Source organism: Imperialibacter sp. EC-SDR9 (assembly GCF_902498805.1).
Taxonomy (GTDB): Bacteria; Bacteroidota; Bacteroidia; order Cytophagales; family Cyclobacteriaceae; genus Imperialibacter.
This window is the reverse complement of record NZ_LR701577.1, coordinates 58,780-85,746: the sequence shown is the minus strand read 5'-3', so window position 1 is coordinate 85,746 and position 26,967 is coordinate 58,780. Positions and strand designations below refer to the sequence as shown.

20 protein-coding genes and 1 tRNA gene are annotated in these 26,967 nt (G+C 46.3%); 17 read left to right on the top strand and 4 right to left on the bottom strand.

From position 1 onward, the window contains the following. The first annotated feature begins 13 nt into the window (after positions 1 to 13). Complete coding sequence (locus GC130_RS06005; protein ID WP_151997374.1) at positions 14 to 1,363, top strand: LVIVD repeat-containing protein; 1,350 nt, start codon at positions 14 to 16, stop codon at positions 1,361 to 1,363. Positions 1,364 to 1,371: 8 nt separating this feature from the next. Continuing rightward, on the top strand, positions 1,372 to 2,145 hold the full coding sequence (locus tag GC130_RS06000) for a hypothetical protein (RefSeq protein ID WP_151997373.1): 774 nt from the start codon (positions 1,372 to 1,374) through the stop codon (positions 2,143 to 2,145). 4 nt (positions 2,146 to 2,149) lie between these two features. Here GC130_RS06000 and GC130_RS05995 read toward each other — a convergent pair whose 3' ends face one another. Next, positions 2,150 to 2,734, bottom strand: a complete 585-nt coding sequence (locus GC130_RS05995) for a toxin-antitoxin system YwqK family antitoxin (RefSeq protein ID WP_151997372.1) — start codon at positions 2,732 to 2,734, stop codon at positions 2,150 to 2,152. A gap of 146 nt (positions 2,735 to 2,880) precedes the next feature. On the opposite strand from GC130_RS05995, the gene GC130_RS05990 reads away from it, so the two are divergent. Continuing rightward, complete coding sequence (locus GC130_RS05990; protein WP_151997371.1) at positions 2,881 to 3,681, top strand: ion transporter; 801 nt, start codon at positions 2,881 to 2,883, stop codon at positions 3,679 to 3,681. A 1-nt stretch (position 3,682) separates the two neighbouring features. Here the strand turns inward: GC130_RS05990 and GC130_RS05985 are convergent, their stop codons facing one another. Continuing rightward, positions 3,683 to 5,614, bottom strand: coding sequence for an ABC-F family ATP-binding cassette domain-containing protein (locus GC130_RS05985; protein ID WP_151997370.1), 1,932 nt, complete (start codon positions 5,612 to 5,614; stop codon positions 3,683 to 3,685). A 125-nt stretch (positions 5,615 to 5,739) separates the two neighbouring features. Between GC130_RS05985 and GC130_RS05980 the strand changes: the two genes are divergently transcribed. From GC130_RS05980 to GC130_RS05965, 4 genes are all read left to right on the top strand, one after another. After that, entirely contained in the window at positions 5,740 to 6,918 is a 1,179-nt protein-coding gene (locus tag GC130_RS05980; protein ID WP_151997369.1) for a sorbosone dehydrogenase family protein, read from the top strand. Between the two features lie 164 nt (positions 6,919 to 7,082). Continuing rightward, positions 7,083 to 7,565 (top strand): dCMP deaminase family protein, encoded by a 483-nt coding sequence (locus tag GC130_RS05975; protein ID WP_151997368.1) that lies wholly within the window; start codon positions 7,083 to 7,085, stop codon positions 7,563 to 7,565. 213 nt (positions 7,566 to 7,778) lie between these two features. Then, positions 7,779 to 8,798: an agmatine/peptidylarginine deiminase gene (locus tag GC130_RS05970; protein WP_151997367.1), complete on the top strand. Its 1,020-nt coding sequence runs from the start codon at positions 7,779 to 7,781 to the stop codon at positions 8,796 to 8,798. 20 nt (positions 8,799 to 8,818) lie between these two features. After that, positions 8,819 to 9,709 carry a carbon-nitrogen hydrolase gene (locus GC130_RS05965; RefSeq protein ID WP_151997366.1) on the top strand — a complete coding sequence of 297 codons (891 nt, stop codon included), beginning with the start codon at positions 8,819 to 8,821 and terminating at the stop codon, positions 9,707 to 9,709. 6 nt (positions 9,710 to 9,715) lie between these two features. Here GC130_RS05965 and murB read toward each other — a convergent pair whose 3' ends face one another. Then, complete coding sequence (murB, locus tag GC130_RS05960) at positions 9,716 to 10,732, bottom strand: UDP-N-acetylmuramate dehydrogenase (protein ID WP_151997365.1); 1,017 nt, start codon at positions 10,730 to 10,732, stop codon at positions 9,716 to 9,718. A gap of 166 nt (positions 10,733 to 10,898) precedes the next feature. On the opposite strand from murB, the gene GC130_RS05955 reads away from it, so the two are divergent. Further along, entirely contained in the window at positions 10,899 to 12,572 is a 1,674-nt protein-coding gene (locus tag GC130_RS05955) for an FAD-dependent oxidoreductase (protein WP_151997364.1), read from the top strand. A gap of 23 nt (positions 12,573 to 12,595) precedes the next feature. Beyond that, complete coding sequence (locus GC130_RS05950) at positions 12,596 to 14,245, top strand: FAD-dependent oxidoreductase (protein ID WP_151997363.1); 1,650 nt, start codon at positions 12,596 to 12,598, stop codon at positions 14,243 to 14,245. A 64-nt stretch (positions 14,246 to 14,309) separates the two neighbouring features. Here the strand turns inward: GC130_RS05950 and GC130_RS05945 are convergent, their stop codons facing one another. Continuing rightward, positions 14,310 to 15,995: an amidohydrolase gene (locus tag GC130_RS05945; RefSeq protein WP_151997362.1), complete on the bottom strand. Its 1,686-nt coding sequence runs from the start codon at positions 15,993 to 15,995 to the stop codon at positions 14,310 to 14,312. A gap of 253 nt (positions 15,996 to 16,248) precedes the next feature. Between GC130_RS05945 and rpsA the strand changes: the two genes are divergently transcribed. The 8 genes from rpsA (at position 16,249) to GC130_RS05905 (ending at position 26,964) form a co-directional block, all read left to right on the top strand. Continuing rightward, a complete protein-coding gene (rpsA, locus tag GC130_RS05940; protein ID WP_151997361.1) occupies positions 16,249 to 18,204 on the top strand; it encodes a 30S ribosomal protein S1 in 1,956 nt (651 codons plus the stop codon). 108 nt (positions 18,205 to 18,312) lie between these two features. Then, positions 18,313 to 18,383 (top strand) — tRNA-Cys (locus GC130_RS05935). 260 nt (positions 18,384 to 18,643) lie between these two features. After that, a complete protein-coding gene (locus tag GC130_RS05930; protein WP_151997360.1) occupies positions 18,644 to 19,960 on the top strand; it encodes a c-type cytochrome in 1,317 nt (438 codons plus the stop codon). 25 nt (positions 19,961 to 19,985) lie between these two features. After that, a complete protein-coding gene (locus GC130_RS05925) occupies positions 19,986 to 23,099 on the top strand; it encodes a TAT-variant-translocated molybdopterin oxidoreductase (protein WP_151997359.1) in 3,114 nt (1,037 codons plus the stop codon). Positions 23,100 to 23,109: 10 nt separating this feature from the next. Next, entirely contained in the window at positions 23,110 to 24,477 is a 1,368-nt protein-coding gene (nrfD, locus tag GC130_RS05920; protein WP_151997358.1) for an NrfD/PsrC family molybdoenzyme membrane anchor subunit, read from the top strand. Between the two features lie 4 nt (positions 24,478 to 24,481). Further along, entirely contained in the window at positions 24,482 to 25,006 is a 525-nt protein-coding gene (locus GC130_RS05915; protein WP_151997357.1) for a DUF3341 domain-containing protein, read from the top strand. Positions 25,007 to 25,019: 13 nt separating this feature from the next. Then, positions 25,020 to 25,649, top strand: a complete 630-nt coding sequence (locus tag GC130_RS05910; protein ID WP_151997356.1) for a cytochrome c — start codon at positions 25,020 to 25,022, stop codon at positions 25,647 to 25,649. Between the two features lie 22 nt (positions 25,650 to 25,671). Beyond that, entirely contained in the window at positions 25,672 to 26,964 is a 1,293-nt protein-coding gene (locus GC130_RS05905; RefSeq protein WP_151997355.1) for a quinol:cytochrome C oxidoreductase, read from the top strand. Positions 26,965 to 26,967 lie beyond the last annotated feature (3 nt).

The following is a 26,967-nucleotide window of genomic DNA, read 5'->3' as shown; positions in this document are numbered from 1 at the left end:
AAATTATATTCAGATGAATACAGAATTTCACCCCCACGAAGTTAGAGACATTGCCAGAATTACCTTTACGTCAATTGTGATATTGATTGTCATAGGTCTTCTGTCAACCGGTTGCACCGACACCTGTGAAGTAGACAGGTCGTATACCTATTTCAAACCTGTATACACCACAACGGATGAAATAAGAAGCGCAGTGGCATTTGGCGCTCCGCAATCTGTTAACCAGCCCGGAAAGATCTATTTCAAGGATGGGATGCTTTTTATCAACGAAGTAGGTGAGGGCATTCACATTATTGACAACACCAACCCATCGTCACCCAGTCAGCTTTCTTTTGTTACCATCCCTGGTAACTTTGATATGGCTGCTAAAGGAAACTATTTGTATGCCGACAGTTATATTGACTTACTGGTGTTTGACATCTCGAATGTCAACGACATCAAAATGGTGAAAAGGGTAGAAGGAGCTTTTCAGGCATTTAGCAACCTTCCATTTAATTTTGACTCCTGGCAGGGGGTTATTACTTCATATAAGGAGGCTACAATCGAGGAGGTTACTGAAATGGATTGTGCTTCGAACGGGGGAGGAGATATGTTCTTTTATGCTGAAGCTGCCGATGCTTCTTTTGTAAAGTTTAATTCATCTGGCGGGGCTACTTTGATGGCCAACTCCACAAGCAATGCCCCCGCAACCACCGCCGCCGGTGTTGGCGGTTCAATGGCCCGGTTTGCCATTTATGAAGACTTCCTTTACACTATCGACGCCAGTTCGTTGTATCTATTCGACATCACGCAACTTGACGATCCGCAGTCGGGTGCCAGGGTAGATGTTGGCTGGGGAATTGAAACGTTGTTTCCTTATGAAGATAAGCTGTTCATTGGCGCAAACAACGGAATGCATATTTACAACAATGCCAATCCTGAGGCCCCTGAGCACCTGTCTACCTACGAGCACATTCAAAGCTGCGACCCGGTTGTAGTGGAGGGCGACTACGCCTATGTAACACTAAGGTCAGGCAATGCTTGTCAAGGTTTCACCAATCAACTGGAAATTGTCGACATATCTGATCTAAGAAATCCAAAGTCGTTTCAGACTTACCCCATGCAAAACCCGCATGGACTGGGCGTAGATGGCAAATGCCTCTTCATCTGTGAAGGAGAGTTTGGCCTCAAGCTTTTTGATAAAACCGATCTGACCACCATAGATGACCATCTGGTGGCCAACTACACCAATATGCATGCTTTTGACGTCATTCCGCTCAATGGTGTACTGATGATGATAGGAGAAGACGGCCTGTACCAATATGAGTATGACTGTGAGGGAAAGCTGGAGTTGTTGAGTACGATACCTGTGTTAGCTTTGTAGCCTGACAGATGAGTAATCAAACTACTAAAAATATCATTTTCAACCGGAAGGGATGGCTCCTGTGGGGCTGTCTCTTTTATTTTTTTACGTCTGCACAGCTTATGGCACAGATGCAGGTAAAGGACAAGGCCAGAATAGAAAAAATAGGCGTGGTGCGGGGCAAAGTGCTTGAATACAATGCAGCTGGGGACTTTGTTTTTCTCCGAACTACGGGAGACACCCTCATAGTGGATGCCGACAGGGTGATGAACACGAAAATTATTCACTCTCTAAAAATGCCAACCAAAGGAATGTTTTGGCATTCAGCTGAGTTCGGCCTCGATTTTGGCAAGGCCAATCAGTGGGATGCGGCTTCGCCGTACTTGTATCTTGAAACAAACCATGCCTATGTTGTCAATCGCTTTTTGCAGCCGGGCATCGGTGTTGGCTACCAGCAGGCGGGTGATTTCAGGATTATGCCGGTGTTTTTAAGCCTCACTGGAGACCTTTATCGAAGCCGGGTAACCCCCTTTTATTTCTCAAACGTGGGCTATGGCCTGGGCTGGGCAAGGTCGAATGACTGGGGAAATTACGACAAAGTGAGAGGTGGCTTTTTGTTGCACATTGGCGGTGGTTTGAAAATCGCCGGTCGGAACAATGCAGTGTATTTGAAGTCTGGGTATAAGATCCAGAATATTTATTCAGAAGCCAGTATCCCCAATTGGTGGGGAACAACCGGTGGCTTCGAAAACATAGCCAGAACTATCCGAAGAGTATATTTAGGAGTATCAATGGCTTTCTAGAATCTCATTCGTCTTTGATCCACTCCCCATTTCTGTACAGGTATTCGATTGTTACCTCGCCGTCGGTATTGTACCATTTCGCAATGCCTTCCCTCACGCCATTCTCGTAGGGGCTCTCCTCCATCAGATTGCCATTGTCGTGATAGAGTCTTAGCATACCATTTAGCTTACCGAACTGATAGGCACGTTCTTCCTTTATGTTTTTTCTGTTGTATTTAACATAGGTGCCATGCAACTGCCCATCGAAAAAATAGGCCTTTTCAGTCACCTGCCCATTTTCATCTACAATCACCTGCGGGCCCTGCTTTTTGCCTTTTACATAGCTGGTAACCATTTTCACCACGCCCGTCGGATAGTATTCTGTCCAGCTCCCTTCCTTTTGCCCATTCAAGTAGTCGCCCTCCGCTATTATCTTATCGTTGATGTCGAGCACATGTACTTTCACAAGAGATTCATTGCCAGGGTAGGGTGTTCGTACTGCGCTGGGGGGGAGGTCAGCAAATGCTGGCCCGTCACTCACCGTTTGTGATTGCGAACAACCAAGAAAAAGTCCTGCAAGAAAGATGGAATTGATAATAGTTGCCTTCATTTTTGATCAGATTTTTTCAGATCGAAAAATAAAAAGAAGTTCCCTTTAACAAAACATGTATTTTACAAGAAATGCGTTCATGATTCAGTTTTTGAAACTACTTTTGCATCCGCTTAGTGCATGTTGAATATTAAAGAGTTTGCAGAGTGGAAAAAGTAAAGAAGATTCTTGAAAGTGATCGTTTTCAGTATTTCATCATAGGACTTATCGTACTGAATTCAATCACAATTGGGCTTGAAACATCTCCCGCCATAATGGCTTTTACCGGAGATTGGCTTTACCTGCTCGATGAAGTTATTTTAGGAGTTTTTGTGGTCGAGCTATTGGTGAAGCTGGGGGTGTACCGGGCCAAATTCTTTGGCGAAGCCTGGAATATTTTTGACCTTTCCATCGTGCTACTTGCGCTGATCCCCTCAGCCGGTAATTTGTCTATTCTCCGTACGCTCAGGATTCTTCGTACTTTAAGGCTACTGAAGAATGTACCGAAGCTGAGAATTATTATAGAGGCCCTGCTAAAATCAATTCCCAGCATTGGCTGGATAGGTGTGCTGGTAATGATCATCTTTTACATTTTCGCTGTTATTGGCACCAGCCTTTATGGAGAGCAGTTTCCACAGTGGTTTGGTAACCTTGGAGCCTCCATGTTTACGCTGTTTCAGATAATGACCCTGGAGAGCTGGGCCTCGGGCATAGCCAGGCCTGTAATGCAAGAAATTCCTCATGCCTGGCTTTTTTTCGTTCCATTCATACTTCTTGCCACGTACACTACGCTCAATATTTTTATCGCTATTGTGGTGAACACCATGAATGAGCTACACCAGCATGATATAGCCGAGGAAGAGCGAAAGCTCAAAGAGTTTGTGCACGAAGAAAATGTGGAGCTTCAGCACCTTCTGGAGGAGCTAAAAGCACAGGTAGCAAGAATTGAGAAAAAAGTGAAGGGCTGAATCAGGCCAATTGCTTTTCCAGCTCTTCAATTTTCATTCCGGTTTCCTCCCATTGGTCATTTAGCCTTTCAAGCTCCGCTTTGATTAGTTGGTATTTTTCGTTGCTTTGGGCCAGAGCATCGGGCGATTCGAATACCTCGGGCGAGGCAAGCTCTTTTTCTGCTTCTTCGATCTTTAGCTCGGTTTCGAGAATTTCATTTTCGATTCCATCCATTTTTTTGCGCAGGGCTTTTAGCTCCTTCTGGGTCTCCATCGATAGATTATTGACCTGGCTCGGCGCTGGTTTTGGCTTAGGTTCCTCTTTTTTCACCTGGGGCTGCACGGAGGGCACCACTGCCGCTTGCTTCTCCTTCCACCACATATACTCCTCATAGGTGCCTGGGTACTCCTTTATTTCGTTGTTTTCGATGTACCAGATTTTATTGGCGATTTCTGTCACAAAGTAGCGGTCGTGGGATACGACTATAAACGTTCCCTCATACTGCTGCAACGCCTGAATGAGGATGTTTACCGACTGAATATCGAGGTGGTTGGTAGGTTCATCAAGCAGTAGGAAGTTGGCTTCAGAAATCAACGTTTTGGCCAGCGCTACTCTTGATTTCTCACCTCCGGAAAGGACTTTAATTTTCTTGAAAACGTCTTCATCGGAGAAAAGAAAACACCCCAGCACGCTTCGCAGTTGCATTTCCGTTTTGTCCGTTCCTGAAGCTTTCATTTCTTCGAGAATCTCGTACTCGATGTTCAAGGCCTCCAACTGGTGCTGTGCGTAGAACGACTTGATAACATTGTAGCCCTCCTCCCTTTTGCCATTCACTTTGTCCGTGCCGGCTATGATACGCAGCAAAGTGGACTTTCCTTTGCCGTTGGCTCCGATCAAAGCAATTTTATCGCCTCGCTCGATGTGAGCATTGGTGTTTTTGAGAATGACGAGATCGCCGTAGCTTTTGGATACATCAGTAAGCTGAATGACATGGCGGCCGCTGGGTTTATTGAAGTTGAAGCGAAAGTTGACTTTTGCGTTTTCATCCAGCACATCGTCTATCTTATCCATTCTGTCCAGTGCCTTCACACGGCTCTGCACCTGGCGGGCTTTGGTAGCCTTGGCCTTGAATCGCTCAATGAACTTCTCCGTCTGCTTGATCTTTTGCTGCTGGTTCTCAAAAGCATTCTTTTGAATTTCGTTTCTCAGCTCCTTCTCTTGCAGGTAAAAGTCATAATTGCCGCTGTAAAGATTGAGTTTGCCATTGCTTACCTCCACAATCGTGTTTACCGTGTTGTTGATGAAATGCCTGTCGTGAGAAACCACTATCACCGCTCCTTCATAGGTTTTCAGGTAGCTTTCTACCCATTGAATGGACGGAAGGTCAAGGTGGTTAGTAGGTTCATCGAGCATGAGCAGGGAAGGCTTTTCAAGCAGCAGCTTTGCCAGCATCACCCGCATTCTCCATCCACCAGAAAACTCCTTTAGCGGTCTGGTAAGGTCTTTGGTGCTAAAGCCGATACCTTCCAATATCTCTTCAGCCTTTGATTGAATAGCATAGCCATCCAGTGCCTCGAATCTTTCCTGAAGTTTGGTAAGCTTCGTTACCAGATCGTCGCTGTAGTTGGCTTCCATTTCTGCCAGCACCTTGTCTATTTTGTGGTGAATGTCCACAGCCTCGGCGAAGGCTTTCATTGCCACGTCCAAAATGGGTTCAGCAGATTGGTAAGAGAGGAGATCCTGGTTAAGAAAGCCTACGGTGCAGTCCTTACTCTGGCTGATGTCCCCACCGTCGATAGTAAGGTCACCAACAATCATTTTGAGCAGTGTAGACTTACCCGTTCCGTTAAGACCGATAAGCCCTATTTTGTCTTTGGGTTTTATATGCAGGTTGGCTCCGTCGTAAAGCACTCTTGAGCCAATATTGTAGTTCAAATTATTGATTGAGATCATTCGGCAAATTTAGAGCCCTTACGACGAATAACGAAAGTTTTGACAAAGACCTTTTGTCAATTTTCAGGTTATTTCTCAACCAAATTGGCTAACTATGTGTTCAGATTGAAAAAATAACCGTAATCATGATATTGAAACCAATTCGACTAGCTTTTTACCTTGTAGCAGGTGTATTGTCAGTTGCAATTTCTTCCTGTGGGGAGTCATCTAAGGAGGCCGCTACATCAGAGGAGGAGGTTGTTGATAGCGCAACGACCAATGATGGCGATAGCCTTAGTACAATCAATCTACCTGAGGGCTTTGAAATTTCAATTTATGCCAGTGGCATAGATAATGCCAGGTCCATGGCGATCAGCCCGAGTGGGACGATATATGTAGGTAACCGGGGTGGAGATAAAATATACGCCATTCAGGACACCGACAAGGACGGCAAAGCGGATAAGACAATTGTTGTCGCTTCTGGCCTGAAGACACCTAACGGGGTAGCTTTCAAAGATGGTGATTTGTACGTTGGTGAGATCAGCAGACTTTTGAAATACCCAAATGTGGAGGCAAATCTTGAAGCCGTAGGTGAGCCGGTTGTTGTTTATGACGACTACCCGACCGACGAGCATCATGGCTGGAAATACATCACTTTTGGCCCTGACGGCAAGCTATATGTTCCAGTTGGCGCTCCTTGCAACATTTGCGAAAGCGAGAAAGAAATTTACGCCACCATCACCAGAATGAACCCGGATGGTACGGGCCGTGAGATTTTTGCCAGAGGTGTGAGAAACACTGTAGGCATGACCTGGGATGCTGAAGGCAATATGTGGTTTACCGACAATGGTAGAGACATGCTGGGTGATGACATGCCCGACTGCGAACTAAACAAAGCCACGGAGGCTGGGATGCACTTTGGCTACCCTTACTGCCACGCCGGAGATATCTCTGACCCGGAGTTCGGATCCAAATTTTCTTGTTCTGACTTCGTAGCTCCAGCTCAAAAGCTTGGTGCTCACGTAGCGCCGCTCGGTCTTAGATTCTATAATGGCGATATGTTCCCTGCAGAATACAAGGGCAGCATATTCATTGCACAGCACGGTTCATGGAACAGGAGCAAGAAGTCTGGTTACAGAATAGGGTTGGTGAAAGTAGAAAACGGCAAAGCCGTTAATTATTCAACTTTTGCAGATGGCTGGCTTGATGAAGAAGAGCAGGAAGCCTGGGGGCGTCCGGTAGACGTACAGGTAATGCCTGACGGTTCATTGCTTATATCTGATGACAAGGCTGGGGTGATTTACAGAGTTACCTATAAGGCCTGAGCGGCAAAGAAAGTAAAATGAAAAGGAGGTACTAAGTACCTCCTTTCACCACCTAACCTAAACCAAAAGATTTGACCTCACAGAAATGTAAGGTGTTCAATCAGTGTTAATTAAACCAAATATCTCCGGTAAAAGTTCAAAACCTGGCAAGGCCCCTCATCCTGATGGAAAAACCCGCATTTGACGACATTTATATGGAATTGGCAGTGAACCTTGCCAAGCGGTCTCATTGTATCAAGCGGCATGTGGGGGCTGTGCTTACCAAGGAAACCAGGATCATTTCTATAGGTTACAATGGGCCGCCAGCGGGCACGCACAACTGCGATCTGGAGTGGCCGGAGGTAGGCTGCCCCCGGGATTCGAAAGGCGGCTGCTCATTGGCGATTCATGCCGAGCAGAATGCAATACTATACGCAGTGAAAAATAAGGCGACGGTTGACGGTGCCACCATTTACGTCACGCTGTCCCCATGTCTTTCCTGCGCCAGGATTATCTACACCATGGGCATTTCGAAAGTGATTTACCTCAAGTCGTACGCCGAACACAAGGGTATTCCCAACGACGAAGGAATCGACTTCCTCAGGAAGTTTGGTGTGGAGGCCGTGAAGTACGAAGGCACATTGACCAATGTGACGCACATGATTTAGTGGAAATCCCAAGAACCAAAACTCAAATTTCAATTAAGCACCAAGGCTCCAAATGGCAAATATAAGCCTGCCGTAGTAAGCATGGTTGTGCAGTGCTTTTTGGAGTTTCGTGTTTCTTCGCTCCGTTTTTATTTGAGTTTTGATGCTTGCTATTTGTTATTTGAGCTCCCTTGTTTATTCTTCATTTAATTTCCAGAAATCTATATTTGCACCATGATAAACAGACGCCTTCCGGCAGAATGGGAACAGCAAAGTGCGGTGCAGCTAACATGGCCACATGAAGAGAGCGATTGGGCTGAGGACATGGACATTGTGGTGCCATGTTTTGTAGCGATAGCCAGAGAGATATTGGAACGGCAAAAGCTGGTGGTGGTGTGCAAGGACAGCGAGGCTGTGCGAAAGCAGATTGGTTCGGAGTCAGCGGGCCTGATTTTGGTAGAGTTGCCGACCAACGATACCTGGGCCAGAGACCATGGTGCTATCAGCATTGAGGAGGACGGAAAACCGGTTTTGCTGGATTTCGTTTTCAATGGCTGGGGATTGAAATTTGCTGCTGACAAAGACAATCTGATTTCCGGGCGACTTCACGAAAGAGGAATCTTTGGAAAAGTGCCCATGCGGCATGCGGGTTTGGCTTTCGAAGGAGGCTCTTTTGAATCTGATGGAGAAGGGACGCTGCTCACAACTACTGAATGCTTACTTTCTCCCAACAGAAACCCACACCTGTCGAAGCAGGAAGTGGAAGACAAGTTGAAAGAGTTGTTTGGAGTTAAAAAAGTACTTTGGCTGAATAATGGGTACCTGGCAGGCGACGATACCGACTCACATATTGACACACTGGCGAGGCTCGTGCCTGGCAATAAAATACTGTATGTGAAATGCGATGACACCGCCGATGAGCACTACCAGGCGTTGAAAAAAATGGAGGCAGAGTTGCAAAACCTGACCAATTCGAACGGAATCACTTATGAGCTGATTCCACTGCCGATGGCCGATGTGGCATTTGACGATGATGGTAACCGTCTACCTGCTACGTACGCTAACTATCTCATCATCAATGGGGCTGTTTTGGTTCCGTTTTACCGTTCGCCTAAAGATCAGGAGGCGGCAGCCATCATTCAAAAGGCCTTTCCTCAGCACGAAATTGTGGGGATCGATTGCAGGCCTTTGATCCTCCAGCATGGCTCCTTACATTGTGTAACCATGCAATACCCTGTGGGAGTAGTTGTATAGATTTCAAAACCAGAAAAACTATGGCAGAGAAAATACTGAAAGTTGGCTACGTGCAGCAATCTTGCTCCGAAGTGAGAAAAGACAATGTGGCTAAGAGCATTGCCGGCATAAGGGAATGTGCCAGAAGAGGTGCACAATTAGTGGTGTTGCAAGAACTCCATACAGGCGTCTACTTTTGCCAGGCGGAGGACGTCAACCGGTTCGATATGGCCGAAAGCATTCCGGGCCCCTCCACAGAAGAGTTCGGTGTCATTGCTAAAGAGCTGGGCATTGTGTTAGTGACATCCCTATTTGAAAAAAGGGCGCCTGGGTTGTATCACAACACTGCCGTGGTGCTGGAAAAAGACGGAACTATTGCTGGAACCTACCGCAAAATGCACATTCCTGACGACCCCGGTTACTACGAAAAATTCTACTTCACTCCAGGAGACATGGGCTTCAATCCAGTGGAAACTTCTGTTGGAAAGCTGGGAGTATTGGTTTGTTGGGATCAGTGGTATCCTGAAGGAGCGAGACTGATGGCGATGGCGGGTGCTGACTTGCTGATCTACCCGACAGCTATTGGCTGGGATCCGCACGACACCAAAGAAGAGCAAAAACGCCAACAAGACGCCTGGATCATTTCCCAACGAGGGCACGCTGTCGCCAATGGCTTGCCTGTGGTAAGTGTGAACAGAGTAGGCTTTGAACCCGACTTTAGCGGTGTGGGTAGCGGTAGTCGGTTCTGGGGGCATAGCTTCGTAGCCGGCCCACAGGGAGAGTTTTTGTATATAAGCCCCTCAGATCTGGCTGAGAATGTCGTGCTGGATGTTGATTTAGGCAGGGCAGAGGATGTTCGTAGGATTTGGCCTTTCTTCAGAGACAGAAGAATTGATGCTTATGGAGACATTGTGAAGCGGTGGGGCAAATAGATTAGCCTATACAATATTCACTTCGGCCGACAGTTCAATACCAAATCGCTTTTTTACAGAAGCCTGTATTTGCTGGGCCAGCTCCCAGATGTCGTGCCCACTGCCGTTGCCATAGTTCACCAGCACCAGTGCCTGGTTTTTATGTACGCCAATTTGCCCGATAGTTTTTCCCTTCCATCCGTCTTTTTCTATCAACCATCCAGCAGGTACTTTCATGGCGCCGTCTTCCTGCGGATAGCCTGGCATGTCCGAATACTCATTTCTGAGCCGCTCATAAGTCTCTCCTGATATAGTGGGATTTTTAAAAAAGCTTCCTGCGTTGCCAATTTCATCAGGGTTGGGAAGCTTTGATTGGCGGATGTGAATGACCGCCCTGCTCACATCGGCTATAGTAGGGTGTTCGATATTCCAGCTTGCCAGCGTCTCATTAATGGCACCGTACGTCGTGTTGACTTTAGCCTCTTTTTGAAGCACAAAAGTGACCGATGTAATGATGAACTTGTCCTTTAGGCCCTTTTTGAAAACGCTCTCCCGGTAGCCAAACTCACATTCATTGTTATTGAACGTTCTGGTTTTGCCAGATTCAACCTCCAAAGCTTCGAGGCTATGAAATACATCTTTGATCTCCACGCCATAAGCCCCAATGTTTTGCATGGGCGCCGCACCTACCGTCCCCGGGATCAGCGATAGATTTTCGATGCCTCCCCAGCCCTTCGCCACGCATTGCATCACCAACTCATGCCACACCACGCCAGCTCCTACTTTTATAATTACCTCATCCTGACTTTCTTCTCGCACCTGAACACCTGGCAACGAAAGTTTTACTACCAGACCCTCAAAATCTTTCGTGAACAGAACGTTGCTGCCGCCACCAAGAATTAGGTGAGAATTACTTTTGAAAATCTCTGAATTGATGATTTCCTTTAGCTCGTCAACCGATTTGGCTTCAGTGAAATATTTGACTCTGATATCAAGGTGAAACGTGTGATAGGGATGTAAACTCTTATTTTCTTCGATTTTCATAGCGAACCTAAAATTAGGAAAGCTTAACTATCATCCGCATCTATAGAAGGGATAAGTTTTTACCACTTGCAGCAGAACCATTGGTGTAAGTCTGAAAAAACTTGAAATTGGGTTTATTCCAGGATCATTCCCTCATGCATACTTCGTCACATCAAACATTTTTAAAATGACAGTATTCCTAAGCCGCAAATTATGCCTAACACGCAGTGTTTTTTTGATCACTGCCCTGCTAGTAAGTGCATGTGATACCCCAACCGGAGTGTACAAGGCTGATATTATCATTTACGGCGGCACCTCCGCAGCCGTAACCGCCGCCGTACAGGCCAAGAAAATGGGAAAGACGGTCATTATTGTGTCTCCCGATATCCACCTCGGAGGACTGTCGTCTGGTGGTCTGGGCTTCACTGACACTGGCAGAAAAGAAGTGATAGGAGGCTTGTCAAGAGAATTTTACCACCGGCTCTACCAGCACTACCAAAAACCCGACTCCTGGCAATGGCAGCTGCAGTCGGAGTATGGCAACAAAGGGCAGGGAACGCCAGCCATCGATGGCAACTCAAGAACCATGTGGATATTTGAACCTCATGCTGCCGAGAATGTATTTGAGGATTTTATCGCTGAAAATGAAATCGAAATTTACAGAGACGAATGGCTTGACCGGGAAGGCGGCTTGGTGAAGGAAAATAGTAGGATTATTTCTTTCAAAACGCTTAGCGGTAAAGCATTTACCGGGAAGATGTTCATCGACGCCACCTATGAGGGCGACCTCATGGCTAGTGCTGGTGTAAGCTTTCACGTAGGCCGTGAGGCCAATAGTGCGTATGGCGAAGAGTGGAATGGTGTGCAGGCTGGTGTATTTCATCATGGCCACTATTTTAAAGAAAATATTGACCCTTATGTGGTACCAGGAGACCCATCAAGCGGGCTTCTTCCCTACATTTCAAGTGACAAGCCTGGCCCTAATAGTTCTGGCGACCACAAGATACAGGCTTATTGCTTTCGTATGTGCCTGAGCAACCACCCCGACAGCCGTGTGCCTTTTGCCAAACCGGAAGGCTATGACCCGTCAAAATACGAATTGCTGGCCAGGGTGTATGCTGCCGGCTGGGGCGAAACATTTCAGAAATTCGACCCCATCCCTAATAGGAAGACCGACACCAATAATCATGGCCCTTTCAGCACAGATTTTATTGGTATGAACTACGACTACCCCGAGGCCAGCTACGCAAGAAGAAGGGAGATCATTGCTGAGCACGAGAAATATCAAAAGGGCTTGATGTATTACCTGGCGAATGATCCCAATGTACCTGAAGAGGTTCGTAAGGAGATGAGCCAATGGGGCCTCGCAAAGGATGAATTTACCGACAATGGCAACTGGCCTCATCAAATCTACGTGCGGGAGGCAAGACGCATGATAGGAGACCACGTAATGACTGAGCACGACGTGCTGAACCACAATGTAGTGCCTAAGCCAGTGGGGATGGGCTCTTACACCCTGGATGCTCACAACTCTCAAAGGTACGTAACTGCAGACGGCTTTGTCCAAAACGAAGGCGACATTGGAGTCCATGCACCACAGCCTTACAGTATTTCATATGGCGCTATCGTACCAAAGGCCAATGAATGTGAAAACCTGCTGGTGCCTGTTTGTGTATCAAGCACGCATATTGCCTTCGGCTCTATCAGAATGGAACCAGTTTTCATGATCCTGGGGCAGAGTGCTGCCACTGCTGCTGTGCAGGCAATAGCTGACAATGTACCAGTGCAGGGAGTAGACTATGAGAAGCTCAAGGCGCAACTTATTAAAGACACTCAGAAGCTTACAATGGAAGACATCTAAACAACCGACTAACTACAATCTTTATGAAAAATATCATCTTATTACTTGCCTTAGTTTTCATTTTTTCTTGTTCTTCTTCCACCAGCGAGGAACAGTCGTCAGGATACGACATTGTTGTGTACGGAGGAACCTCCGGCGGCATTGCAGCGGCTATTCAGGCGTCCAGAATGGGCAAAAAGGTACTACTTATCGAACCATCAAAACACATTGGCGGCTTAACTACTGGCGGACTGGGGCAAACAGATATTGGCAACAAACAAGCCATCGGCGGCATAGCACGGGAGTTTTATGCCAATATCCGCACCCATTACAACGACCCCGCCAACTGGAAATGGCAGGAGCCATCCGCCTATATGGATGGTGGGCAAACCCGCACAGTGGAAGGTGAGCCTACTATGTGGACTTTTGAGCCTTCGGCAGCAATGAAGGTTTATGAACAGATGATAGCAAAAGAGAAGATTGAGCTGGTGTACAAAAGACTAAATAGAGAGACCGGCGTCACAATGGATGGTGCGGTCATTGAGCAAATTGTGATGGAAGACGGCACAGTCTACGAAGCCAAAATGTTTATTGATGCCACCTACGAAGGGGATCTGATGGCCGATGCAGGAGTGAGCTACCATGTAGGCCGTGAGGCTAACAGTGTTTATGGTGAGACCTATAATGGAGTGCAGTTATTGGATGGGCATCAATTTCCCGACGGTATCGACCCCTACGTTAAAAAAGGTGACCCAACCAGCGGCCTGCTATGGGGCATAACCGACGCAGAGTTGAAAGAACAAGGCAGCGGCGACGATTTGGTGCAGACATACAACTTCAGGATTTGCCTTACGACTAATCAGGACAATATGGTGCCAATCACCGAGCCTGACAACTACGACCCTGCCAGATATGAACTGCTGTTGAGACTTCTGGAGGCCTTGCCAGACAGGAGAAAGCTGAACAACCACTTTATCTGGAGCCACATGCCCAATGAGAAGACAGACATTAACAACAGGGGTGCGTTTTCTACTGACATGATCGGTATGAGTCATGCCTATCCAGAGGCTAGCTACGAGGAGAGGGAGGCCATCGTGAAAGAGCATGTGGACTACACAAAGGGGTTGCTTTATTTCTACGCTTCTGATCCACGGGTGCCAGCGGAACTTCGGGAAGAAATGAAAACCTGGGGCTACCCCAAAGATGAATACACCAGCAACGGCAATTGGTCGCCGCAGTTGTATGTGAGGGAAGTACGCCGCATGATCGGAGAATATGTCATGACGCAAGCCAACTGTGTTGGGGAGGAAGTGATAACTGACCCCATAGGATTAGCTGCATACACCATGGACTCCCACAACTGTCAGCGCATAGTAGTGGATGGCATGGTGAAAAATGAAGGCAATGTAGAGGTGGGAGGTTTTCCTCCATATCCAATATCCTACCGTTCCATTGTGCCGAAGAAAGACCAGGCTACCAACCTGCTGGTACCTGTGGCGCTTTCTGCCAGCCATATCGCTTTTGGCTCAATCAGAATGGAGCCTGTGTTCATGGTACTGGGCCAGTCGGCAGCCACAGCAGCTGCATTGGCCATCGACAACAGTCAAAGCGTGCAGGCTGTCAATTACGACGCTTTGAAAAAGCAATTGCTTGAGGATGGTCAGCGATTGACCCATAGCACGCCACAAAATTGAAAAGTAAGTTTCAGTAGTTTGGTAGGTGGAGAGTTAAACCCCGGCTTTTGGCCGGGGTTAATTTTTATCTTTCAAATAGCACCTCTCCACCCACAATGGTCATCATCACCTGAGTGTCAAGAATGTTTTTTTCGTCGATAGTCATGATATCCTTATCAAAGACAGTGAAATCAGCGAGTTTGCCCACTTCAATAGACCCTTTGATGTCCTCCTCAAAAGCGCCATAAGCAGCATCCAGCGTGTAAGAAACCAGGGCCTGCTCCCGGGTCATTTTCTGGTCAGCTTCATAACCGCCTTCAGGGGTTCCTTTCAGTGTCTTGCGAGTCACCGATGCATAAAAGGAGGGGAGTGGGGCAAGCGGTTCCACCGGCGCATCGGTTCCATTGATCACTTTAGCACCACTTTGCAAAAGCTTTTGCCACACGTAGGCGCCATCCACAATTCTTTTTTCGCCCAGCCTGTTTATGGCCCAGGGTCTGTCGCTCGACATGTGAATGGCTTGCATAGCTGCAATCACGCCCAGTTCCGCAAACCTTGGGATATCGGCCAGGTCGAGGTGTTGTGCATGTTCAATCCTGAACCGTGAATCTTTGGCGTTTTCAGGGTTGTTCCTCAGAGCGGCTTCATAGATATCCAGTACCTCCTGATTACCCCGATCACCAATGGCGTGCGTGCAAATCTGGAAGCCAGCGGCCAGCCCTTCGTTGGTCACTTTCTCTATTTCTTCCATTGGCGTCACATTGTGGCCAAACACCCCCGGCATGTCGCTGTATTCTTCCAGCAGCCAGGCACCTCTTGAACCGAGCGCACCATCTGAGTACAGCTTGATCGAACGAACCGTCAGGTGATTGTCGCCAAGCCCGATTTCAGGCCCCTTGTCGTAGTATTCCTCCAGCAGAGCCTGGTCATGCCCGCTCAACATTGTGTAGAGCCTTATTTTGAGTTTTCCTTCTTCAGCAAACTGCTTGAAAAGCTCAATATCATCTTTGCCCGCTCCAGCGTTTTGGAAACTGGTAATGCCCAATTCTAAACACGCCTCAACAGCTAGCTCAAGCGCCCTTTGCTGTTTTTCGATAGTGGTTTCAGGAATAGCAGCCCTAATGAGCCCCTGAGCCGTCTCGTTAAACAGTCCCGTAGGCTCGCCGTTGATGTCACGGAAGATATCACCGCCGTCTGGTGTCTTCGTGTCTTTGGTGATGCCGGCAAGTTCCATGGCTTTGGCATTGGCAAAACCAGCGTGTCCGCTCGCATGCGAAAGAAACACCGGGTGATTCGGAACCGCTTCACTTAGCAAATGGTGTGTTTGAAAGCCGTCGACCATTCTCTCCGCTGGCTTTATCCATTTGTCCTGGTGCCAGCCTCTGCCAAGTATCCACTCACCCTCCGGGGTTTCGTCTGCAGCTTTTTTCACCTGTGCCACAAGCTCCTCGTAACTGGTTGTGGCCATCAAATCCACGTTCATCAGGTTGTAACCCACGCCCATAATATGCGCATGAGATTCAATAAAACCCGGTGTCATCGTTTTGCCTTCAAGATTAATCACCTGAGTTTCCGGCCCCACCATATCTTCAGCGCCATCTTTGCTACCCACATATATAATAGAGTCGCCGGTTACAGCCACAGCATCTGCCTTCTGTCCGCCCACGGCGGTGTAAATATTACCTCCCCAAATGACCATGTCGGCCTTGGGGGTTTCCTGGCACGCTGTAAAGGCCAGGCCGATAACAATGAGTAGAATGGTTGGTTTCATATACTTTTACAAATGGGTTAAAACTGAGTAAGCTCGAAATACTTACTTATGTTTCTCTTTTCAAAGAAGAATTATTCCTGGCGTGGAGGCACTAAGGCATTATTAATACACCTATTTTTAATCTTAGTGAAAAATGTCTAATTTTGCGCTCCCATTCGGGTGAATGGGCTTCCGGGCATTCTGGATGAGTTTAAACTAAATATTGTTGTGGGCTGGTCCTGCTGCAACAGTGTAATTTTGGACCTTTATTTTTATGGGAGAAACAGCAGTAGAATTTGATTGGGAAGGCTTGTCAGCCAAAGGATTTGGCGAAGGCTATTCAAAATCAAAGCGTGCCGAAATGGAGAAACTCTATGAAGGCACTCTTAACTCGATCACTGAAAAAGAAGTGATCAACGGAACGGTTGTAGGTATTACTGACCGTGACGTAATCGTTAACATCGGTTTCAAATCCGACGGACTTGTGGCCCTGTCTGAATTTCGTGACAGACCTGAGTTGAAAGTTGGTGACGAAGTACAGGTGTATATTGAGGAGCAGGAAAATGCCAACGGGCAGCTTGTTCTTTCAAGAAGAAAAGCTAAAATCGTTAAGGCATGGGAAACGATCCAACACGCTTATGAGCACGATGAAGTAATCGAAGGTATGGTGAAACGCCGTACCAAAGGTGGTCTTATCGTCGACATCTATGGTGTTGAGGCATTCCTTCCAGGCTCACAAATTGATGTGAAGCCAATTCGTGACTTCGATGTGTTCGTTGGCAAGAAAATGGAAGTGAAAGTTGTGAAGATCAACTACACCAACGACAACGTGGTAGTATCTCACAAAGTATTGATCGAAAAAGATCTTGAGAAGCAAAAGGCTGAAATCCTGAACAACCTTGAAAAAGGTCAGGTACTCGAAGGTGTGATCAAGAACATGACCAACTTTGGTGTGTTCATCGACCTTGGTGGTGTTGACGGCCTGTTGCACATTACTGATATCTCCTGGGGACGTATCAATCATCCGGAAGAAGTACTTCAGCTTGACGCAAAAGTCAACGTGGTTGTACTTGACTTCGATGATGAGAAGAAGCGTATTTCTCTGGGTATGAAACAACTTACGTCACATCCTTGGGATTCACTTGGCAAAGAGATCGAAATTGGCTCTAAAGTGAAAGGCAAGATTGTGAACGTAGCAGATTACGGTGCATTCCTTGAATTGCTTCCTGGCGTTGAAGGTTTGATCCACGTATCTGAAATGTCATGGTCTCAGCACCTGCGCAACCCTCAAGACTTCATCAGCATTGGCGATGAAATCGAAGCGGTTGTGTTGACTATCGACAGAGACGAGCGCAAAATGTCACTTGGTATCAAGCAGCTTTCTGAAGATCCATGGACCAAGCAAGACCTTATTGTTAGCTATGCAGTAGGTACCAAGCACAAAGGCGTGGTTCGTAACCTGACTAACTTCGGCTTGTTCATTGAGCTTGAAGAAGGCATCGACGGTCTTGTGCACGTGTCTGACTTGTCATGGACCAAGAAGATCAAGCACCCATCTGAATTCGTTAAAGTAGGAGACGAGCTTGAAGTAGTTGTTCTTGAACTTGACGTTGACAACAGAAGACTGGCGCTAAGCCACAAGCACCTTGAAGAAAACCCTTGGGATACTTTCGAAACTGTATTCACCAGAGGATCTGTTCACAAGTGTACGATCATCAATAAGAGCGAAAAAGGAGCGATCCTTGAATTGCCTTACGGTCTTGAAGGATTTTCAACTACCAAAAACCTTACTAAGGAAGACGGATCAGTTGCTGAAGCCGGAGAAACACTTGACTTCATGGTAATGGAGTTTTCTAAAGATGAGAAGCGCATTGCTCTTTCTCATACTGCTATCTTTAGCGAGCCACAGCCTCAGGAAAGACCAAAGGCGGCTCCTGCTAAGAAAGATGTGAAAGGAAAGTCGAAGGCTGTTGACAGAATCAACAAAGATGCTGAGAAAACAACCCTTGGTGATCTTGAAGCACTTTCAGCATTGAAAGAGCAGATGGAAAGCAAGGCTACTGCACCTAAGAAAGAGGCAGCAAAGCCAAAGGCAGCAGCAAAGGCTGAGGAAGAAAAGCCAGCGGCGAAAGCGAAGGCTGAAGAAAAGCCCGCAGCTGAAGCAGCCAAGCCAAAAGCAAAAAAAGCCAAGGCTGATGAAGCCGACGCCGCTGATGAGAAATCAGAATAACTGAACAATAGAAAAAAGGTGCTTCGGCACCTTTTTTTATTTTGATTGTTTTACCATTGAAACATTTGGACTGATATAGATAATTTCTAGATTTGCAGTCCCAAAAATGGTCGAGTGGCCGAGTGGCTAGGCAGAGCTCTGCAAAAGCTCCTACAGCGGTTCGAATCCGCTCTCGACCTCAATAAAAAAGAGAGGCTATTTGCCTCTCTTTTCTTATTTTAACCCCTCCTCAAAATGTTCAATCCCGGCCTAATTTAAAATTATTCTAAATAGATCATTTTTTCATTGATAAGGCCTTTTAATTAATTGGTATTCAAAGGTTTTAGATATTATTGCACAGTAGTTCAAAATCGGACAAAAATTTACCTCTAAATAAGTTTTTGAAAAGATTGACTCCCATATTAGATTTGCAAGGACTCTAAAAGGTACAACACAAAAGATGCTAAAACCTGTAAAATTCTCTCCTTTCAAGGAAAAAAGCAGACACCTAACCCGCACCTTTTGTCTATCCCTCGTTGCATTAATATTCTCCGCTACTGTAGCGTTTGCTCAGGACGGTGAAGCTGCATCAGGCGGAGCGGACGACGGCATTCCTTCTGACCCGGCGGTTATCTCAGCCGGAGAAGCATTATTCAAACAAAACTGTACAGTGTGCCACGCAATAAATGATCGGGTTGTGGGCCCGGCCTTGCGTGATATTCACACTCGCAGACCTTTGCCATGGATTATCAGCTTCGTACAGAACTCCCAAAAGGTAATCCAAAGCGGCGACGACTATGCCGTTAAGCTTTACAATGAGTACAACAAGACTCAAATGACCTCGTTTGATTTCTCAAACGAAGAAATCTTATCAGTTGTTGCTTATTTGAAGGCGGAATCTACAAAACCGGCTGAAACGGCTGACCCTACCACTACTACGACCGATGGTCAGGTGGCTCAGGGAGGTGGTTCAGGCGTTCCATCAGAGTATATCAACATTATATTGATAGGCCTTCTGATAGTATTGGCCTTGATCCTATTGGTGCTTGTACTGATAGTTTCAGTTTTAACAAAATACCTTGCTCAAAAGGATGACCTGGATGAAGCGGACAAAGATGTCGTTCAGAACAGGTTCGACCTGGGTAAGACCCTCAAAGGAAACACCTTCATGGGCTTTGCTGTATTTATTTTCACAGCCATTGTGCTTAAGAGTGTTATCGACGGTCTGTTCACTGTGGGAGTGCAGCAAGGATACCAGCCTGCGCAGCCCATAGCATTCTCCCACAAGCTGCACGCCGGTCAAATGGAAATTGACTGTAACTATTGCCACACGGGGGTGAGAACCAGCAAGTCAGCCAACATCCCATCGCCCAATATTTGTATGAATTGCCATACAGTTATTCAAAACGTGGGAGGTCAAACAGGCATGTCTCCAGAAATTCAAAAAATATACAATGCTATTGATAACAATCAACCAATCGAATGGGTGAGGGTGCACAACCTGCCCGACCTGGCATATTTCAATCATTCGCAGCACGTGAAGGTAGGAGGGCTTGAATGCCAGACTTGCCATGGAGAGATTCAGGAAATGGACGTAGTGTACCAGTTCGCTCCGTTAACAATGGGCTGGTGTATCAACTGCCACAGAGAAACACAAATAAATACCAAGGATAACGCTTATTATGACAAACTAGTGGAGCTCCACGAAAAGAAGAGCAAAAAGCCAATGACCGTCGAAGACAACGGTGGTTTGGAGTGTGCTAAGTGTCATTATTAATTGAAAAATCATCTCCTGGGACAACATGAAAGAAAATACTAAAATATATTGGAAGGGAATTGAGCAACTGAAGAACGACCCTGAGTTCGTTAAGAATGCTGACAAAGAATTTCCAGAATATCTCCCAATTAGTGAAAATGAAAATGGAAACTCACGTCGTGATTTCCTGAAATTGATGGGATTTGGAGTCGCCGCCGTTTCTTTGGCAGCTTGCGAGGCTCCGATAAGGAAGGCGATACCCTACCTTAATAAGCCAGTGGATGTCGACCCTAGTGTTGCCAACTACTATGCTTCTACCTACATCAATGGTAGCGACTACTGTAGTGTGGTAGTTAAAACAAGAGAGGGTAGGCCTATCAAAATTGAAGGTAATAAGCTTTCGAAATTCTCAGGCGGGGGAACAACTGCTCAGGTAGAAGCAAGTGTGCTTTCTCTTTACGACAAGCAAAGGCTGCAAAACCCGATGAAGTCTGGTGCGGCTGTCACCTGGGATGCGCTTGATGCTGAGGTAAAGTCCAAGCTAGGAGAGATTGCAGCGGCTGGCGGACAAATCAAAATCGTTACCCATAGTATCGTAAGCCCTTCAACAAAGAAGGCCATTGCTAAATTCATAGCAGCTTACCCAAGCACTCAGGTAATTACTTACGATGCGTCGTCATATAGCGGAGCGTTGAATGCTAATCTTTCATCATTTGGTATTCGTGCTTTACCATCTTACAACTTCAATAAATCAAAGACCACTGTTTCCTTTGGAGCTGATTTCCTGGGAACATGGTTGAACCCGGTGGCTTTTTCGAAGCAATTTGCTGAGACCAGGAAACTTGGGCCTAAGAAGAAAGAAATGTCAAGGCTTTATAGCTTTGAATCCAACCTTTCCCTTACGGGAGCAAACGCTGACTACAGGTCGCCTATCCGTCCTTCAGAGGTTGGTCTTTATGTAGGCAACTTATACAACCTCATTGCCGCTAAGGCAGGAGCACCGGCCATTTCAGTGGCCAAAGTTGATGATACTGCCACTTTGACCAAGGCAGCTAATGATCTTTGGGCCAGCAAGGGATCATCGATTGTGGTGTCGGGTGAAAATGACATCAGTGTTCAAACTGTTGTCAATGCAATTAATAACCTGCTTGGTAACTACGGAAGCACGCTTAGCTGGGATGCTCCTGTGATGACGAAACAGGGAGACGACGCTATGATGGACGTTTTCGTCACCGACCTGTCTCAGGGATTGGTGAGCGGCGTTATCTTCTTCAACTGTAACCCGGTATACGACCACCCTAAAGGTGCAGTAATTGGTTCGAGCCTTGCTAAGGCCAAATTTACACTATCAACTTCCGATAGAGTAGATGAAACCACCTCTCAGGTGACTTATGTAGCTCCTGATAATCACTATTTGGAATCATGGAACGATGCTGAGCCAGCCAAAGGGCAGTATAGCCTTTCGCAGCCTGCCATCAGCAATATATTTAATACACGCCAGGCACAACAGTCTTTCTTAACCTGGGGCAATGTGTCCACTTCATATCTTGATTTCATCAAGGAAAATTGGAAAGAGACGCATTTTGCCAGCCAAACTGAGATTGCTGACTTCCAGACATTTTGGGATCAGTGTCTATACAACGGCGTGTTTGAGGGTGATGCAACCTCTACGATGAGTGCTGTAGAGTTTTCAGGCGATGTAAATGCTGCTGGTACTAAAATAGCTGGTAAATACAAGAAAGGTACTGGTTTAGAGCTGGTAACTTATGAGAGTATAGCGATAGGAGCAGGGGAGCAGGCTAACAACCCATGGTTGCAGGAAATGCCCGATCCACTTTCTAAGGTTTGTTGGGAAAACTACATCAGCATGTCTCAATCCACTGCCAACGAACTGGGCATTGAGATGAAGGAAGGCTTTACTACCAAGGTGAATGTTAAGGCCGGTATTGGAACCGTCACATTGCCAGTAGTGGTTCAGCCAGGCCAGGCAGCTGGCACTGTTGGATTAGCCCTTGGCTACGGCCGTACGAAAGCAGGCAAAGTAGCTGATGGTGTTGGGGTGAATGCCTTTGCATTGTTGAGCTCAAATAGTGAAGGAATCGTTTATTCTGTTGCTGGCGTAACCATCGAGCCAACAGGAGAAAGCTATAGAATTGCGCAGACACAAACGCACCAGACTTTTATGGGGCGTGAGACAGTTATTCAGGAGGCTACACTTGCTGAATACAAAGCGGATGCATCTGCCGGCCGTTACAAGCCAATGATATCGAGCTATTCAGGCCCTAAGAAACCTAATGCGGTATCTCTTTGGAAAGGCCATGAATACAACAACCACCATTGGGGCATGGTGATTGACCTCAACTCCTGTACTGGTTGCGCTGCTTGTTCAGTGGCTTGCCAGGTAGAGAACAATATTCCGGTTGTAGGAAAAGAAGAAGTTGTCAACCGTCGTGAAATGGCATGGTTGAGAATCGACAGGTACTACAGCAGCCAGGGAAACAAAGAAGACAAGTCGATGGAAGGCTTGAGCATGCTGGAAAAAGCATCTGAAAACCCTGAAGTAACCTTCCAGCCAATGATGTGTCAGCAGTGTAACAACGCTCCCTGTGAGACTGTTTGCCCGGTTGCTGCCACCACCCACAGCACAGAAGGTCTTAACCAAATGACCTATAACCGTTGTATCGGCACAAGATATTGCGCCAACAACTGTCCTTTCAAAGTACGTCGCTTTAACTGGTTCAAATACCACGACAACCGTCAGTTTCCTGACAACACAGCCATGAACAATGAGCTTGGTAAAATGGTGTTGAACCCTGACGTGGTGGTTAGAGCACGTGGTGTAATGGAAAAATGTTCTTTCTGCGTGCAAAGAATTCAGACTGGTAAGCTAAATGCCAAAAAGCAAGGCCGACGCCCTGTTGATGGAGAGATTTCAACAGCTTGCGCTACTGCATGTCCTACGGAAGCCATCGTATTTGGTGATATGAAAGACTCTAACAGCAGAATTTCTCAGCTACTTCGCCTTTCTGCTACTGAAGAAGGAGACACTGAAGTGAAAGAAGAAAGAGCTTACAATGTGCTCGAGGAAATCGGCGTGAAACCAAATGTTTGGTATTTCACCAAGATTAGAAATAAAGAATTAACTGATAATCAAGCCTAAGATCGATACTATGCAAGCAGTAGCATCAGTAAGAAAACCTCTGGTAACCAATGGAAAGACCGTCCATGATGTTACCGAAGACATTTGCTCCAGGGTAGAGCAGAAGCCAACCAAAACGTGGATGGTGGCCTTTACGTTTGCTTTGGCACTTCTCATCGTTGGCGGATATGCTGTTTACCGCACCGTTTGGGATGGTATAGGCATGTGGGGTCTTAACAAGACCGTTGGTTGGGCTTGGGATATCACAAACTTCGTATGGTGGGTGGGTATTGGTCACGCAGGAACGCTGATTTCTGCCATCCTTTTGCTTTTCCGTCAGAAGTGGAGAATGTCGATCAACAGAGCGGCAGAGGCGATGACTATTTTCGCTGTAATCTGCGCCTTGATGTTCCCTATTTTGCACATGGGCCGTCCGTGGTTGGGAATGTACTGGGCTATTCCACTCCCGAACACTTTCGGATCGCTTTGGGTGAATTTTAACTCACCGCTGCTATGGGACTTTTTCGCTATTAGTACATATTTCTCTGTATCCCTCGTTTTCTGGTACATAGGTCTAATTCCCGATTTTGCTACTATAAGAGACAGAGCAACAGGGCCAATAGCGAAGGCCGTTTATGGTGCCTTGAGTTTTGCCTGGGATGGCGCCGCCAAAACATGGTCCAGATATGAGTCTGTAGCACTGATCCTTGCGGGATTGGCTACACCACTGGTACTTTCGGTTCACACTATTGTATCGTTTGACTTTGCTACCTCCGTAATACCTGGCTGGCATACCACGATTTTTCCTCCCTACTTCGTTGCAGGTGCTATTTTTTCTGGTTTTGCTATGGTGTTAACGCTTCTTCTGGTGACCAGAAAGGTGTATAAGCTGGAGGATTATATTACCATTGAGCACATCGAATTGATGAACATCGTTATTATCATCACGGGTTCTATTGTAGGTGTGGCATACATTACTGAACTTTTCATTGCCTGGTATTCAGGTGTTGAGTACGAACAATATGCCTTTATCAACAGGGTGTCTGGCCCTTACTGGTGGGCATATGCTTCCATGATGACCTGTAACGTTATTTCTCCGCAGCTTTTCTGGTTCAAGAAGATTCGTACCAACCTGGCTTCCACATTTGTGCTTTCTATTGTTGTGAACATAGGTATGTGGTTCGAGCGGTTTGTCATCATCGTTACTTCTATCCATCGTGACTATCTTCCCTCTAGCTGGGCCATGTTTTACCCAACCAGGTATGATGTGGGTATGTATATGTTCTCGTTTGGATTTTTCTTCACAGCGTTCTTATTGTTTGCTAAGTATTTCCCGGTGATCAACATTGCTGAAGTGAAGAGCATTATTATTTCTGATTCTGAAAAAGCAAAAAAATAATCCGATGTCATCAGATAGTAAATACATACTTGGGGTTTATGACAATGAGGTGACCCTGTTGAATGCGGTTAAAGCCGTGAGGAAGGGGGGAGTTAAAATCCACGAGGTTTTCACACCTTTTCCTGTACATGGGTTGGATATCGCCCTTGGCTATAGGATGTCAAGACTTCCGATAGCTGCTTTTCTTTTCGGTTTGTTGGGCACCAGCCTTGCCCTTACAATGCAGATCGGCATGATGACAGTTGATTGGCCAATGATCATTGGTGGTAAAGACTATCTTCCATTGCCATCCTTCATCCCGGTAACTTTTGAGCTTACAGTGCTTCTGGCTTCATTTGGCATGGTTGGGACTTTCTTTGTGGTAAGTAACCTCAAACCCTGGGGAAAGCCGAAGATATTTGATATCAGAAGTACAGACGATAAGCATATTATGGCCATCGATTTGTCAAAAAACAAGCTTTCAGAAGCTGATATTAAGAAAAGTCTGAAGGACAGTGGTGCTTCTGAGGTAAACGAGAAGGTATTTTAAAAAGACACAGGAGATGATAGGAAATAATCATATTGTTAAGAAACTATTTCAACTGTCTGGGTTGGTATTGTTGGCCGGATGTGCCGCTAAGGGAGATTACCCTGGTGTCGAATACGCCCCTCAGATGTATCATTCGGTACCTTACGAGCAGCTTTCGCAAGTGCAGGACGAGGAGGCGGGTAGATGGTTGACATCGCTCGACGAAGGTCCGGCTGAGTTTTATAATTCTAACCCACTTAACCCGAGTGGCATGACAATGAGAATGCCAGTCGAAGGAACGGTGAAGAGAAATGCTAACGGTTACCTTCCCTACAGGATTCCTAAAGATTCATTCGCACTTGCTGGCAGGGTAATGAAGAATCCTTTGGATTCAACTGCATCTGTTATCAGTGACGGTAAGGCGCTTTTCCTGCGTTATTGCCGCCATTGTCATGGAGACACCGGACAAGGTGATGGACCTGTAGGGAAAGTGTACAAGGGGGTGCTTGCTTATAACTCTGCAGCGGTAAAAGATGCACCTGCCGGACGCATTTTCCACGTAATTACCCACGGAAAAGGAAGAATGTATGCGCACGGTTCTCAGGTAAGTGTGGAAGACAGGTGGAAAATAGTTAGGTATGTACAAACTCTTCAAAGACAATAATTAATTCTTTAAGCCAATATCCATGACTGAAGAAAGATACGAATTTACATCCACTGCTAAGAAGAGGCTTATCATTACCCTCGTTGTAGGGCTAGCAGTACTTGCGCTAGGCATCGTTATGATGAGCTCAGGTGGGGGACATGATGCACACGGTGCAGAGACGGCTGAGGCAGCTGAAGGGGGGCATCACGCTTTTAATTGGATGCAAAGAATTTGGGCTAATTTGTGGATCAACAACGTCTTCTTTGGTGGACTTGCTCTCATTGGCGTTTTCTTTGTGGCGATTCAATATGCAGCGCAAGCAGGCTGGTCAGCCGGTATCGTAAGAATACCATTGGCATTTGGTGGCTGGTTGCCTATTGCATTTGTGTTGATGTTAGTTACCTACTTTTTAGGTGGACATGATATCTTCCATTGGGCTCACCACGATTTGTACGATCCAGCATCTCCTGATTTTGACCCTATTCTCGATGGCAAAAAGGGGTTCTTTTACTGGCCTATGAGTGAACACCCGTCGGTGCCAGTATTCTGGTTGTTTCGCCTCGTGTTTTTCTTTGGTGTTTGGTATTTTATTTTCACTAAGATCCGTTCTCTTATGTTTCAGGAGGACGAAATGGGTGGAGACTCCTACTGGTTCAGACTTCGCAAGCTTTCAGCCATATTTCTGGTATTCTTTGCTTTCTCTTCTTCAATTGCTGCGTGGGACTGGGTTATGTCTATTGACCCCCACTGGTTCAGCACGATGATGGGATGGTATGCATTTGCCAGTTGGTGGGTGAGTGGCCTGGCCCTTATTACTTTTGTAGTTGTGTTGCTGAAAGACAAAGGGTACCTGAAGATAGTAGATGCCAATCATTTACATGACCTCGGTAAGTTTGTGTTTGCTTTCAGTATTTTCTGGACTTATATCTGGTTTTCGCAGTTCTTCCTGATTTACTACTCTAATATTCCTGAGGAATCGATATATTTTGTGGAAAGGTGGAAAAGCGGTCACTACGCACCGTTCTTTTACTTCAATCTTGCGATCAACTTCTTCTTCCCATTTCTGGTGTTAATGACCAGGGACTCTAAGAGGCATTCGAGAATACTTAAGATAGTTTGCCCGGCAGTGGTTTTCGGTCACTGGATGGACTTCTATTTGATGGTTACTCCAGGGACACTGAAGGATAATGGTGGCTTTGGATTAGTGGAAGTAGGGATGCTGACCGTTTTCGTCGCTGCTTTCTTATATGTAGTTCTTTCAAACCTTTCTAAAGCACCATTAGTTGGTAAGAATCACCCTATGTTGCAGGAAAGCTTACATCATCATATTTAACTG

Excerpts from the sequence above, each read along its gene's own strand:
- GC130_RS06005 (WP_151997374.1), top strand. The coding sequence starts at position 14 with ATGAATACAGAATTTCACCCCCACGAAGTTAGAGACATTGCCAGAATT.
- GC130_RS06000 (WP_151997373.1), top strand. The coding sequence starts at position 1,372 with ATGAGTAATCAAACTACTAAAAATATCATTTTCAACCGGAAGGGATGG.
- GC130_RS05995 (WP_151997372.1), bottom strand. The coding sequence starts at position 2,734 with ATGAAGGCAACTATTATCAATTCCATCTTTCTTGCAGGACTTTTTCTT.
- GC130_RS05985 (WP_151997370.1), bottom strand. The coding sequence starts at position 5,614 with ATGATCTCAATCAATAATTTGAACTACAATATTGGCTCAAGAGTGCTT.
- GC130_RS05980 (WP_151997369.1), top strand. The coding sequence starts at position 5,740 with ATGATATTGAAACCAATTCGACTAGCTTTTTACCTTGTAGCAGGTGTA.
- GC130_RS05975 (WP_151997368.1), top strand. The coding sequence starts at position 7,083 with ATGGAAAAACCCGCATTTGACGACATTTATATGGAATTGGCAGTGAAC.
- GC130_RS05970 (WP_151997367.1), top strand. The coding sequence starts at position 7,779 with ATGATAAACAGACGCCTTCCGGCAGAATGGGAACAGCAAAGTGCGGTG.
- GC130_RS05965 (WP_151997366.1), top strand. The coding sequence starts at position 8,819 with ATGGCAGAGAAAATACTGAAAGTTGGCTACGTGCAGCAATCTTGCTCC.
- murB (WP_151997365.1), bottom strand. The coding sequence starts at position 10,732 with ATGAAAATCGAAGAAAATAAGAGTTTACATCCCTATCACACGTTTCAC.
- GC130_RS05955 (WP_151997364.1), top strand. The coding sequence starts at position 10,899 with ATGACAGTATTCCTAAGCCGCAAATTATGCCTAACACGCAGTGTTTTT.
- GC130_RS05950 (WP_151997363.1), top strand. The coding sequence starts at position 12,596 with ATGAAAAATATCATCTTATTACTTGCCTTAGTTTTCATTTTTTCTTGT.
- GC130_RS05945 (WP_151997362.1), bottom strand. The coding sequence starts at position 15,995 with ATGAAACCAACCATTCTACTCATTGTTATCGGCCTGGCCTTTACAGCG.
- rpsA (WP_151997361.1), top strand. The coding sequence starts at position 16,249 with ATGGGAGAAACAGCAGTAGAATTTGATTGGGAAGGCTTGTCAGCCAAA.
- GC130_RS05930 (WP_151997360.1), top strand. The coding sequence starts at position 18,644 with ATGCTAAAACCTGTAAAATTCTCTCCTTTCAAGGAAAAAAGCAGACAC.
- GC130_RS05925 (WP_151997359.1), top strand. The coding sequence starts at position 19,986 with ATGAAAGAAAATACTAAAATATATTGGAAGGGAATTGAGCAACTGAAG.
- nrfD (WP_151997358.1), top strand. The coding sequence starts at position 23,110 with ATGCAAGCAGTAGCATCAGTAAGAAAACCTCTGGTAACCAATGGAAAG.
- GC130_RS05915 (WP_151997357.1), top strand. The coding sequence starts at position 24,482 with ATGTCATCAGATAGTAAATACATACTTGGGGTTTATGACAATGAGGTG.
- GC130_RS05910 (WP_151997356.1), top strand. The coding sequence starts at position 25,020 with ATGATAGGAAATAATCATATTGTTAAGAAACTATTTCAACTGTCTGGG.
- GC130_RS05905 (WP_151997355.1), top strand. The coding sequence starts at position 25,672 with ATGACTGAAGAAAGATACGAATTTACATCCACTGCTAAGAAGAGGCTT.